Origin of the sequence: Escherichia sp. KTE52 (assembly GCF_000408325.1) — a bacterium.
GTDB lineage: Bacteria > Pseudomonadota > Gammaproteobacteria > Enterobacterales > Enterobacteriaceae > Escherichia > Escherichia marmotae.
The window spans coordinates 633,528-646,104 of the sequence record NZ_KE138676.1; the positions used below are offsets into that span (position 1 = coordinate 633,528).

The following is a 12,577-nucleotide window of genomic DNA, read 5'->3' on the forward strand; positions in this document are numbered from 1 at the left end:
TTAAATGCATATCAGTTGGTTATAACTCGTTGATTTTCAGTTGGCCGCCGTCGCTTATGCAATTTTACCCCTGGCTGGCACGAACCCTGCAATCTACATTTACAGCGAAAACATTACTTATAATTAACATATAAACAACTATTTATTTACTGTGGGGTCGCTATGTCTCAGTCAATTACGCGTGAAAACTTTGATGAATGGATGATACCTGTTTACGCTCCGGCACCGTTTATTCCGGTACGCGGTGAAGGTTCGCACTTGTGGGATCAGCAGGGGAAAGAGTATATCGATTTCGCGGGTGGCATTGCAGTGAACGCGCTGGGCCATGCGCATCCGGAATTGCGCGAGGCGCTAAACGAGCAAGCGAGTAAGTTCTGGCATACCGGTAACGGCTATACCAACGAACCAGTGCTGCGACTGGCGAAAAAACTTATCGACGCGACGTTTGCCGATCGCGTGTTCTTTTGTAACTCCGGTGCGGAGGCCAACGAAGCAGCGTTGAAACTGGCGCGCAAATTCGCCCATGACCGCTACGGCAGCCATAAGAGCGGCATCGTGGCGTTTAACAATGCGTTCCACGGGCGCACGCTGTTTACCGTTAGCGCAGGCGGCCAGCCAGCCTATTCTCAGGATTTTGCGCCACTGCCGCCGGACATCCGTCATGCCGCGTATAACGATCTCAATTCTGCCAGTGCGCTGATTGACGACGCCACCTGCGCGGTAATTGTCGAGCCAGTGCAGGGTGAAGGCGGCGTGGTGCCAGCCAGCAAAGCGTTTTTACAGGGGCTGCGAGAATTGTGTGACCGCCACAATGCATTGCTGATTTTTGATGAGGTACAAACCGGCGTCGGGCGTACCGGTGAACTGTATGCCTATATGCACTACGGCGTAACCCCCGATCTGCTGACCACCGCCAAAGCGCTGGGCGGCGGTTTCCCCGTTGGTGCGCTGCTGGCAACGGAGGAGTGTGCCAGCGTGATGACCGTTGGCACCCACGGCACCACCTATGGCGGTAATCCGCTGGCATCAGCAGTGGCGGGCAAAGTGCTGGATCTTATCAATACGCCGGAAATGCGTAATGGCGTCAAACAGCGCCACGACGGGTTTGTTGAGCGGCTTAACGCTATTAATCATCGCTGCGGTTTGTTCAGTGAAATTCGTGGCCTGGGTCTGCTGATTGGCTGTGTTCTGAATGCCGACTATGCCGGACAAGCGAAACAGATTTCTCAGGAAGCGGCAAAAGCAGGCGTGATGGTGCTGATTGCGGGCGGCAGCGTGGTGCGTTTTGCTCCGGCGCTGAATGTCAGCGAAGAAGATATGGCTACCGGGCTGGATCGCTTTGCGCTGGCCTGTGAACGCGTTGTTAGCCGAGGTTCATCATGATGGTCATCCGTCCCGTTGAGCGCAGCGATGTCGCGGCGTTAATGCAACTTGCCAGTAAAACGGGCGGCGGTTTAACGTCGCTTCCTGCCAATGAAGCCACACTTTTGGCGCGTATCGATAGAGCCATCAAAACATGGCAAGGCGAATTACCCAAAAGTGAGCAGGGTTATGTGTTCGTGCTGGAAGAGAGTGAAACAGGTACGGTGGCGGGCATTTGCGCCATTGAGGTGGCTGTTGGGCTAAACGATCCCTGGTACAACTATCGCGTCGGCACGCTGGTTCATGCTTCGAAAGAGCTGAATGTTTATAACGCGCTACCGACGCTTTTTCTCAGTAATGATCACACCGGAAGTAGCGAATTGTGCACGCTGTTTCTCGATCCGGACTGGCGCAAAGAGGGCAACGGCTATTTGTTGTCGAAATCTCGCTTCATGTTTATGGCAGCCTTTCGCGACAAGTTTAACGACAAAGTGGTTGCCGAAATGCGTGGGGTGATTGACGAACACGGCTATTCGCCGTTCTGGCAAAGCCTCGGTAAACGCTTCTTTTCGATGGATTTTAGCCGAGCCGATTTTCTCTGCGGTACTGGTCAAAAGGCATTTATTGCTGAGTTGATGCCAAAACATCCGATCTATACGGACTTTTTATCCCAGGAAGCGCAAGACGTTATCGGTCAGGTACATCCGCAAACGGCACCCGCGCGGGCGGTGCTGGAAAAAGAGGGCTTTCGCTACCGCAACTATATCGACATTTTCGACGGTGGGCCGACGCTGGAGTGTGACATCGACCGCGTTCGCGCCATTCGCAAAAGCCGGCTGGTGGAAGTGGCAGAAGGGCAACCCGCACAGGGCGATTTTCCGGCCTGTCTGGTCGCCAATGAAAATTATAATCATTTCCGCGTGGTGCTGGTGCGTAGCGATCCGGCTACCGAGCGTTTGATTTTAACCGCCGCACAACTGGACGCTCTCAAGTGTCATGCCGGGGATCACGTTCGTCTGGTACGCCTGTGCGCAGAGGAGAAAACAGTATGACTTTATGGATCAACGGCGACTGGGTGACGGGCCTGGGTGCGCTGCGCGTGAAGCGTAATCCGGTATTTGGCGACGTTTTATGGCAAGGCAATGATGCCGATGCTGCTCAGGTGGCGCTGGCATGTCGTGCTGCTCGCGCAGCGTTTCCGCGTTGGGCGCGGCTCTCCTTTGGCGATCGTCAGGTAAGAGTTGAACGATTTGCCGGACTGCTGGAAAGCAATAAAGCTGAATTAACGACGATTATTGCCAGAGAAACGGGTAAGCCGCGTTGGGAGGCGGCAACCGAAGTGACGGCGATGATTAATAAAATTGCTATTTCAATCAAGGCATATCACGTGCGCACGGGTGATCAGCGCAGTGAAATGCCAGATGGGGCGGCAAGCTTACGCCATCGCCCACACGGCGTGCTGGCGGTGTTTGGTCCGTACAATTTTCCTGGGCATTTACCTAACGGGCATATTGTTCCGGCGTTGCTGGCAGGCAACACAATTATCTTTAAACCCAGTGAGCTGACACCGTGGAGCAGCGAAGCGGTAATGCGCTTATGGCAGCAGGCTGGATTGCCGCCAGGGGTGCTGAATCTGGTGCAGGGTGGGCGCGAAACCGGTCAGGCGCTGAGTGCGCTGGAAGATCTCGATGGTTTGCTGTTTACCGGTAGCGCCAACACTGGCTACCAGTTGCATCGTCAGCTTTCCGGTCAGCCAGAAAAAATCCTCGCCCTCGAAATGGGCGGCAATAACCCGCTGATTATTGATGAAGTGGCGGATATCGACGCCGCAGTGCATCTGACTATCCAGTCGGCATTTGTTACTGCCGGACAACGCTGCACCTGCGCCCGTCGTATATTGTTGAAAAGTGGAGCGCAGGGCGATGCGTTTCTTGCTCGCCTGGTTGCCGTCAGCCAGCGATTAACACCGGGCAACTGGGATGACGAACCACAGCCGTTTATCGGCGGGCTGATTTCTGAACAGGCCGCGCAGCATGTTGTTACCGCTTGGCAGGAGCTGGAAAACATGGGCGGGCGGACGTTGCTTACGCCACGCTTACTGCAACCAGGTACTTCACTGCTTTCACCTGGAATCATTGACATGACGGGTATTTCTGGTGTGCCGGATGAAGAAGTGTTCGGGCCGTTACTGCGTGTCTGGCGTTATGACACCTTCGATGAGGCGATTAAGATGGCGAACAACACTCGCTTTGGCCTCTCTTGTGGGCTGGTTTCACCAGTGCGGGAAAAATTCGAACAACTGTTACTGGAGGCACGAGCGGGGATCGTTAACTGGAACAAACCGCTGACCGGTGCGGCCAGTACTGCACCATTTGGTGGCGTAGGCGCTTCCGGCAATCATCGCCCCAGTGCATGGTATGCCGCTGATTATTGTGCCTGGCCGATGGCAAGCCTGGAATCGGACTCGTTAACGCTGCCCACTACGCTTAACCCCGGGCTGGATTTTTCCGATGAGGTGGTGCCATGAACGCCCGGGAAGTTAATTTCGACGGGCTGGTGGGGCTGACGCATCATTACGCTGGCCTGTCGTTTGGTAATGAAGCTTCTACCCGCCACCGTTTTCAGGTATCTAACCCGCGACTGGCGGCAAAACAGGGCTTGCTGAAAATGAAAGCCCTTGCCGATGCGGGATTCCCGCAGGCGGTGATCCCGCCTCACGAGCGCCCGTTTATTCCGGTTTTGCGTCAACTGGGATTCAGCGGCAGCGATGAGCAAGTGCTGGAAAAAGTTGCCCGTCAGGCGCCGCACTGGCTTTCCAGTGTCAGTTCCGCTTCGCCAATGTGGGTCGCGAATGCGGCGACGGTGGCACCTTCTGCCGACACGCTGGATGGCAAAGTGCACCTGACGGTTGCCAATCTGAACAACAAATTTCACCGTTCGCTGGAAGCACCGACCACCGAATTGCTGTTAAAAGCCATTTTTATTGATGAAGAGAAATTCACCGTGCATTCGGCACTGCCTCAAGTGGCGCTGCTCGGTGATGAAGGGGCGGCAAACCACAATCGGCTCAGTGGTAACTATGGTGATCCGGGTATACAGGTTTTCGTCTATGGCCGGGAAGAGGGCACTGGCACGCGACCTTCCCGTTATCCGGCGCGGCAAACCCGCGAAGCCAGCGAGGCGGTAGCAAGGCTGAATCAGGTTAATCCACAACAGGTAATTTTCGCTCAACAAAACCCGGAAGTTATCGATCAGGGGGTTTTTCATAATGATGTGATTGCCGTGAGCAACCGCCAGGTGCTGTTTTGCCATCAGCAGGCATTCGCCCGTCAGGCGCAATTACTGGCAAATCTGTGTGCGCGGGTGAGCGGTTTTATGGCAATAGAAGTTCCGTCGGCACAGGTTTCCGTAGCGGATGCTGTCTCGACCTATCTGTTTAACAGCCAGTTGTTGAGCCGTGATGACGGTTCGATGGTGTTGGTGCTGCCGCAGGAGTGTCGGGAACATGCCGGGGTATGGCGTTATCTCAATGAATTACTTGTTGCCGATAACCCGATCAGTGAACTGAAAGTTTTTGATTTACGCGAAAGTATGGCAAACGGTGGCGGCCCTGCGTGCCTGCGTTTGCGCGTGGTGCTGACGGCAGAAGAACGTCAGGCGGTGAATCCGGCGGTGATGATGAACGAAACACAGTTTAATGCGCTCAATGACTGGGTGGATCGTCACTACCGCGATCGTCTTACCGCTGCCGATCTTGCCGATCCGCAATTGCTGCGCGAAGGAAGGGAAGCTCTGGATGCACTGACTCGTTTGCTGAATCTCGGTTCGGTTTACCCGTTCCAACGGGAGGGGAGTGGCAATGGATAATTTTCTTGCCCTGACGTTAACGGGTAAAAAACCAGCCGTAACAGCGAGAGAAAGCAACGGTGTCCACTGGCGCTGGCTGGGGGACGGGCTGCTGGAACTGACGCCAGTCACCCCACCGCAAGGTGCGCTGGTGATATCAGCGGGGATCCACGGTAATGAAACAGCACCTGTTGAGATGCTGGAGGCGTTGCTTGGGGCAATTTATCACGGTGAGATTCAGTTGCGCTGGCGGCTGCTGGCGATCCTCGGAAATCCTCCTGCCCTGAAGCAAGGTAAGCGTTATTGTCATAGCGATATGAATCGAATGTTTGGCGGACGCTGGCAGCTATTTGCCGAAAGCGGCGAAACCTGTCGCGCCCGCGAACTGGAACAGAGTCTGGAAGATTTTTATCAACAGGGTAAAGAGTCCGTTCGTTGGCACCTTGATTTGCATACCGCAATTCGTGGTTCATACCATCCGCGTTTTGGTGTTTTACCGCAACGTGATATTCCCTGGGATGAGAAGTTTCTGACGTGGCTGGGCGCAGCGGGGCTGGAGGCACTGGTGTTTCACCAGACGCCTGGCGGCACGTTTACCCATTTTAGCGCCGAACATTTTGGCACCCAGGCGTGTACGCTGGAACTTGGCAAAGCGTTGCCGTTTGGGCAAAACGATCTTTGCCAGTTTGCGCCAACGTCCAGCGCGATTGCCGCGCTGTTATCCGGGATGAGCGTCGGTTTTGATAAAAAGCCGCCATTACGTTACCGGGTGGTTTCGCAAATTACCCGCCACTCCACTGATTTTGAACTGCATATGGCGAGCGAGACATTGAACTTCACGGCGTTTAAGAAGGGGACGTTGTTAGCGCAGGATGGCGAAGAACGCTTTACGGTGACTCATGATGTTGAATATGTGTTATTCCCTAATCCATTGGTGGCGCTGGGATTGCGTGCAGGGTTAATGCTGGAGCAAATAATCTGATGCTTACCTGCAGAAATCATCTGCGGGTATTTACTGGGTTTTTAATGAAATAATACGGATTAATCCTGGTTATTTGCTTTAATTATCACCGGCTATCAGGTATAGTTCTTCATAATTCCTGCAAAATCAGCGTGTTGTAATATTTATTCATCACTCTCCATCAAATTTTCTTTTTTTCTCCATAATTGGCGCAAAAGTGTTTTTTACACTTTCATTGATTTACCGTTGCTCTGATTAATTGACGCTAAAGTCAGTAAAGTTAATCTCGTCAACACGGCACGTTACTTAAGAAAGCCGTAATAAATAACTGAAAGGAAGGATATTGAATATGCGTAAATTAACTGCACTGTTTGTTGCCTCTACCCTGGCTTTTGGCGCGGCTAACCTGGCCCATGCCGCTGATACCACTACCGCAGCACCGGCTGACGCCAAGCCGATGATGCACCATAAAGGTAAATTTGGTCCACATCACGACATGATGTTTAAAGACCTGAACCTGACCGACGCGCAGAAACAGCAGATCCGCGAAATCATGAAAGGTCAGCGTGATCAGATGAAACGTCCGCCGCTGGAAGAACGCCGCGCAATGCATGACATTATTGCCAGCGATACCTTCGACAAAGCAAAAGCTGAAGCGCAGATCGCAAAAATGGAAGAGCAGCGCAAAGCTAACATGCTGGCGCACCTGGAAACCCAGAACAAGATTTACAACATCCTGACGCCGGAGCAGAAAAAGCAATTTAATGCCAATTTTGAGAAGCGTCTGACAGAACGCCCTGCGGCAAAGGGTAAAATGCCTGCAACTGCTGAATAATCTTTCAGCCTGACAACTTAAGACCGCCGGTCTTGTCCACTACCTTGCTGTAATGCGGTGGACAGGATCGGCGGTTTTCTTTTCTGCTGCTCAACTTTTGCAAAAAAAGCCTAATCACCACTAAGGTAAATCACCCGAGTTGCCGATAACAATCCCCGGTTGCCTGAACGATAACAATGAAAAGAGCATGCCGGGAGCGAGTATGGAATACTTTGATATGCGTAAAATGTCGGTGAACCTGTGGCGAAACGCTGCCGGTGAAACTCGCGAAATCTGTAGCTTTCCCCCGGCAAAACGTGATTTTTACTGGCGCGCCAGCATTGCTTCCATTGCCGTAAATGGTGAGTTTTCTTTGTTTCCGGGCATGGAAAGGAGTGTGACGCTGTTGGAAGGTGGCGAGATGCTCCTTGAAAGCGCAGGCCATTTTAGCCATACCTTAAAACCGTTACAGCCTTTTGCCTTCGCGGCGGACCAGGTGGTAAAAGCAAAACTGACCGAAGGGCAGATGTCGATGGATTTCAACATTATGACGCGCCTTGATGCCTGTAAGGCGAAAGTCAGAATTGCCGATCGCACGTTCACCACTTTTGGCTCACGTGGTGGGGTGGTGTTTGTTATTAGCGGAGCGTGGCAACTGGGCGACAAGCTGTTGACTACCGACCAGGGCGCATGCTGGTACGATGGCAGGCACACCCTGCGGCTTTTACAACCGCAAGGCAAACTGCTGTTCAGTGAAATTAGCTGGCTTGCAGGCTATTCACCGGATCAAGTTCAGTGATTCATTATTAGAATGCTGCGCCCGATAACACTGGTGATATCTGACACAGCATGTCTGCGTTATTTTTTCCAGAAATCATCAAAAACGGTAATGGGCGGGCGGCGTTTATGCTCGGTTTTCAGATACCAATTCTCAATGGTTCTGGCGACCTGTTCCGGTACGGTTTTCCCTTCCAGATAGTCATCAATGTTGTCATAAGTGACGCCAAGCGCGACTTCATCCGGCAGTGATGGACGATCATCTTCCAGATCGGCGGTTGGTGCTTTCTTATAGAGATGCTCCGGGCAACCTAACGCTGCCAGTAATTGTTTACCCTGACGCTTGTTCAAACGGTATAGCGGGTTAATGTCAGTGCCTCCGTCACCGTATTTAGTGAAGAATCCGGTAATGGCTTCTGCCGCATGATCGGTGCCCACCACGACGCCGTGGGTCATGCCTGCAATGCTGTATTGTGCTTTCATCCGCTCACGTGCTTTTTCATTGCCACGAACGAAATCACTTAATTCAATACCCGCTTCGCGCAGTGCCTGTTCGCTGGCCAATACCGCGCCCTTGATATTAACGGTTAATACGCGATCCGGTTGAATAAAGGCAATGGCATCCTGACAATCCTGTTCATCGGCCTGAACACCGTAGGGCAGGCGTACTGCAATAAATTGCAGTGCCTCGTTGCCCGTTTCCTGACGAAGTTCGTTAATCGCCATCTGACACAGTTTCCCGGCAAGCGTGGAGTCCTGACCGCCACTAATACCAAGTACCAGTGATGTAATGAACGGATAGGTTTGCAGATAGCTTTTCAGAAAATCGATACTGCGGCGAATTTCCTCTTCGGCATTAATCTGCGGTTTTGCGCCCAGCGCCTTTATTATTTGTTGTTGCAATGTCATTGACCCCCTCCAGACAAAAAAATAAAACTTCCTTAAAGCTAACCCGTTGCTACAGAAACGACAAGCGACAGCAAGTTGAATGGCGGTTAAAACGTCATACAGGAATCCTCTGAAAGCGGAGCCGTTTCGTTCACGGGCTTGAAAAAGCCCCCGATGTATTCCAGGCTTATCTAACACGCTGATAAACAAGAGGACGAAATATGAACAAGAATATGGCAGGAATTCTGGGTGCAGCGGCGGTATTAACCATGCTGGCAGGTTGTACGGCGTATGATCGTACCAAAGACCAGTTTGTACAGCCTGTGGTGAAAGACGTCAAAAAAGGCATGAGCCGGGCGCAGGTTGCACAAATTGCGGGTAAACCTTCGTCTGAAGTGAGCATGATCCATGCTCGTGGTACTTGCCAGACCTATATCCTGGGTCAACGTGATGGTAAAGCAGAAACCTATTTTGTCGCGTTAGATGATACCGGACATGTCATCAACTCCGGCTATCAGACCTGTGCCGAATACGACACCGATCCACAAGCAGCGAAGTAATTTCTTCGCCAGAAAGCTTGAGTTACAACAGAAACCGGCCATTGCGCCGGTTTTTTTTTGACCCTTGTTCTTATTTATTGTCGCGAATTATTTAACTGAAATGTGAAGAAGGTCATAACGGCAGGTCAAGGAGAGACAATTTATGAGGTCAAGGAAATACTATCGTTCAGGTCAATACCGTATACTCTTTTCAGCCACCAAAAAAAGTCATGTTGGTTTCGCAAGTTACCCAGAGCATGGAAGCAGGTTAAGACTTGCGGAGTGTCTGGCTGACAGATAGTCGTTGATGAGGGCAGTTTTATGGAAAAGAAACACATTTATCTGTTTTGTTCTGCGGGCATGTCTACCTCTTTACTGGTATCAAAAATGCGCGCTCAGGCAGAAAAATATGAAGTTCCGGTCATTATTGAAGCATTTCCGGAAACACTGGCTGGTGAAAAAGGTCAGAATGCCGATGTCGTGTTATTGGGGCCGCAGATTGCTTATATGTTGCCCGAAATCCAGCGTTTGTTACCCAACAAACCGGTTGAAGTAATTGACTCACTGTTATATGGCAAAGTCGATGGTTTAGGCGTGCTTAAGGCTGCAGTTGCAGCAATTAAAAAAGCCGCAGCAAATTAATTTTTAAATTTTCCGTCAAAGAGTTATTTCATAAATCTATACCGCAATATTTTAATTGCGGTTTTTAAGGGTATTTTTCTATGAGTAATGTTATTGCATCGCTTGAAAAGGTACTCCTCCCTTTTGCAGTCAAAATAGGAAAGCAGCCACACGTTAATGCAATCAAAAACGGCTTTATTCGCTTAATGCCGTTAACCCTCGCAGGGGCCATGTTTGTATTAATCAATAACGTTTTTCTGAGCTTTGGGGAGGGGTCGTTTTTTTACTCGTTAGGTATTCGCCTTGATGCCTCAACTATTGAAACACTCAATGGGCTGAAGGGTATTGGCGGCAACGTTTATAACGGAACGTTAGGGATTATGTCTTTAATGACACCGTTCTTTATCGGCATGGCGCTGGCAGAAGAGCGTAAAGTCGATGCACTGGCGGCAGGATTGTTATCCGTTGCGGCATTTATGACCGTCACTCCTTATAGCGTCGGTGAAGCCTATGCGGTCGGCGCAAACTGGTTAGGCGGCGCGAATATTATCTCCGGGATTATTATCGGCCTGGTGGTAGCAGAAATGTTTACCTTTATTGTCCGCCGCAACTGGGTCATTAAATTACCCGACAGCGTACCGACATCGGTATCGCGTTCTTTCTCTGCATTAATTCCCGGCTTTATTATTCTTTCCGTGATGGGGATTATTGCCTGGGCGCTGACTACCTGGGGCACTAACTTCCACCAGATTATTATGGATACCATTTCGACGCCGCTGGCATCGTTGGGTAGCGTGGTTGGCTGGGCCTATGTGATCTTTGTTCCGCTGCTCTGGTTCTTCGGTATTCATGGCGCGCTGGCGTTGACCGCCCTGGACAACGGCATTATGACGCCGTGGGCGCTGGAAAACATCGCCACCTACCAGCAATATGGTTCCGTCGAAGCGGCGCTGGCAGCCGGTAAGACTTTCCATATCTGGGCCAAGCCGATGCTGGACTCCTTTATTTTCCTCGGCGGCAGCGGCGCGACCCTGGGGCTTATTCTGGCCATTTTTATCGCTTCTCGTCGTGCTGATTATCGTCAGGTGGCAAAACTGGCACTGCCGTCAGGCATCTTCCAGATTAACGAACCGATTCTGTTTGGTCTGCCGATTATCATGAATCCGGTAATGTTTATCCCGTTCGTGCTGGTGCAACCAATTCTGGCGGCAATTACCCTGGCGACGTACTACATGGGCATTATCCCGCCGGTGACCAACATTGCGCCGTGGACCATGCCAACCGGTCTGGGAGCCTTCTTTAATACTAACGGTAGCGTCGCCGCATTGCTGGTCGCACTCTTCAACCTTGGTATCGCAACGCTGATTTATCTGCCATTTGTTGTGGTGGCGAACAAAGCGCAGAACGTGATTGATAAAGAAGAGAGTGAAGAAGATATTGCTAACGCTCTGAAATTTTAATCGACACCGGCGCGGGCAACTCGTGCCGGTAAGAATAGAGAGGAACGATGTATGATGGATCTCGAAAACATTCCTGACACGCAAACCGAAGCCGAAGAACTGGAAGAAGTGGTGATGGGGCTTATCATCAACTCCGGACAGGCACGTAGTCTGGCGTATGCCGCGCTGAAGCAGGCGAAGCAGGGCGATTTTGCAGCCGCCAGAACGATGATGGATCAATCGCGGATGGCCTTGAATGAAGCGCATCTGGTACAGACAAAGCTGATTGAAGGCGATCAGGGCGAAGGAAAGATGAAAGTTAGCCTGGTGCTGGTCCACGCGCAGGATCATTTAATGACTTCAATGCTCGCGCGTGAACTGATTAGTGAATTAATTGAGCTTCATGAAAAACTGAAAGCATAAGGAGTCAATGATGCAGCCAGTGATTAACGCGCCGGAAATTGCCACTGCCCGTGAGCAGCAATTATTTAATGGCAAAAATTTCCATGTGTTTATCTACAATAAAACCGAAAGTATTACTGGGTTGCATCAGCATGACTATTATGAATTTACCCTGGTTTTAACCGGTCGTTATTTCCAGGAGATTAACGGCAAGCGTGTGTTGCTGGAACGGGGCGATTTTGTTTTTATTCCGTTAGGATCACACCATCAAAGTTTTTATGAGTTTGGTGCCACGCGCATATTGAACGTTGGGATCAGTAAACATTTTTTTGAACAGCATTATTTACCGTTGTTACCTTATTGCTTTGTTGCTTCACAGGTTTACCGCACTAATAATGCTTTTCTCACTTATGTGGAAACGGTAATTTCTTCATTGAATTTCAGTGAAACCGGGCTGGAAGAATTTGTTGAGATAGTCACTTTTTATGTCATTAACCGTTTACGCCATTACCGCGAAGAACAGGTGATTGATGATGTGCCACAGTGGCTAAAAAATACGGTTGAAAAGATGCATGATAAAGTGCAGTTCAGTGAAAATGCGTTGGAAAACATGGTGACGTTATCGGCTAAATCGCAGGAGTATTTGACGCGTGCGACTCAGCGATACTATGGCAAAACGCCGATGCAGATTATTAATGAAATCCGCATTAACTTTGCCAAAAAACAACTGGAAATGACCAACTATTCTGTGACGGATATTGCATTTGAAGCTGGTTATAGTAGCCCAAGTCTGTTCATTAAAACGTTTAAGAAACTAACGTCTTTTACGCCAAATAGCTATCGTAAGAAATTGACTGAATTTAATCAGTAGCTGTTATCGCTGATCATTAAATTTACATGCGTGCCTTGTTTATCCTGGGGAAACCGG

At 50.5% G+C, this 12,577-nt stretch carries 13 protein-coding genes; 12 read left to right on the top strand and 1 reads right to left on the bottom strand.

Going from position 1 to position 12,577, the window contains the following annotated elements; translation table 11 throughout:
- Positions 1 to 162 precede the first annotated feature (162 nt).
- From astC to ves, 7 genes are all read left to right on the top strand, one after another.
- A complete protein-coding gene (gene astC / locus A1SC_RS18040; RefSeq protein ID WP_016261965.1) occupies positions 163 to 1,383 on the top strand; it encodes a succinylornithine/acetylornithine transaminase in 1,221 nt (406 codons plus the stop codon).
- A complete protein-coding gene (astA, locus tag A1SC_RS18035; protein WP_016261966.1) occupies positions 1,380 to 2,414 on the top strand; it encodes an arginine N-succinyltransferase in 1,035 nt (344 codons plus the stop codon). The genes astC and astA overlap by 4 nt, the downstream gene beginning before the upstream one ends.
- A complete protein-coding gene (gene astD / locus A1SC_RS18030) occupies positions 2,411 to 3,889 on the top strand; it encodes a succinylglutamate-semialdehyde dehydrogenase (protein ID WP_016261967.1) in 1,479 nt (492 codons plus the stop codon). The genes astA and astD overlap by 4 nt, the downstream gene beginning before the upstream one ends.
- The gene (gene astB, locus A1SC_RS18025) at positions 3,886 to 5,229 is read left to right on the top strand and encodes an N-succinylarginine dihydrolase (RefSeq protein WP_016261968.1); all 1,344 of its coding nucleotides are present in this window, start codon (positions 3,886 to 3,888) and stop codon (positions 5,227 to 5,229) included. Before astD ends, astB begins: the two co-directional genes overlap by 4 nt.
- A complete protein-coding gene (gene astE / locus A1SC_RS18020; RefSeq protein WP_001516299.1) occupies positions 5,222 to 6,190 on the top strand; it encodes a succinylglutamate desuccinylase in 969 nt (322 codons plus the stop codon). Before astB ends, astE begins: the two co-directional genes overlap by 8 nt.
- Before the next feature lie 328 nt (positions 6,191 to 6,518).
- The gene (spy, locus tag A1SC_RS18015; protein WP_001228965.1) at positions 6,519 to 7,004 is read left to right on the top strand and encodes an ATP-independent periplasmic protein-refolding chaperone Spy; all 486 of its coding nucleotides are present in this window, start codon (positions 6,519 to 6,521) and stop codon (positions 7,002 to 7,004) included.
- 202 nt (positions 7,005 to 7,206) lie between these two features.
- Positions 7,207 to 7,782 (top strand): environmental stress-induced protein Ves, encoded by a 576-nt coding sequence (ves, locus tag A1SC_RS18010; protein ID WP_016261969.1) that lies wholly within the window; start codon positions 7,207 to 7,209, stop codon positions 7,780 to 7,782.
- Between the two features lie 59 nt (positions 7,783 to 7,841).
- Here ves and nadE read toward each other — a convergent pair whose 3' ends face one another.
- Complete coding sequence (gene nadE / locus A1SC_RS18005; protein ID WP_016261970.1) at positions 7,842 to 8,669, bottom strand: ammonia-dependent NAD(+) synthetase; 828 nt, start codon at positions 8,667 to 8,669, stop codon at positions 7,842 to 7,844.
- A gap of 200 nt (positions 8,670 to 8,869) precedes the next feature.
- Here nadE and osmE point away from each other — a divergent pair, with 200 nt between their 5' ends.
- The 5 genes from osmE to chbR all read left to right on the top strand — a co-directional run bounded on the left by osmE (position 8,870) and on the right by chbR (position 12,520).
- Positions 8,870 to 9,208, top strand: a complete 339-nt coding sequence (gene osmE / locus A1SC_RS18000) for an osmotically-inducible lipoprotein OsmE (protein WP_001039038.1) — start codon at positions 8,870 to 8,872, stop codon at positions 9,206 to 9,208.
- 300 nt (positions 9,209 to 9,508) lie between these two features.
- Complete coding sequence (gene chbB, locus A1SC_RS17995) at positions 9,509 to 9,829, top strand: PTS N,N'-diacetylchitobiose transporter subunit IIB (RefSeq protein ID WP_000412169.1); 321 nt, start codon at positions 9,509 to 9,511, stop codon at positions 9,827 to 9,829.
- Between the two features lie 80 nt (positions 9,830 to 9,909).
- A complete protein-coding gene (chbC, locus tag A1SC_RS17990; RefSeq protein WP_016248655.1) occupies positions 9,910 to 11,268 on the top strand; it encodes a PTS N,N'-diacetylchitobiose transporter subunit IIC in 1,359 nt (452 codons plus the stop codon).
- 51 nt (positions 11,269 to 11,319) lie between these two features.
- Positions 11,320 to 11,670 (top strand): PTS N,N'-diacetylchitobiose transporter subunit IIA, encoded by a 351-nt coding sequence (chbA, locus tag A1SC_RS17985; protein ID WP_001516303.1) that lies wholly within the window; start codon positions 11,320 to 11,322, stop codon positions 11,668 to 11,670.
- Positions 11,671 to 11,677: 7 nt separating this feature from the next.
- Complete coding sequence (gene chbR, locus A1SC_RS17980; protein ID WP_072274912.1) at positions 11,678 to 12,520, top strand: transcriptional regulator ChbR; 843 nt, start codon at positions 11,678 to 11,680, stop codon at positions 12,518 to 12,520.
- Positions 12,521 to 12,577 lie beyond the last annotated feature (57 nt).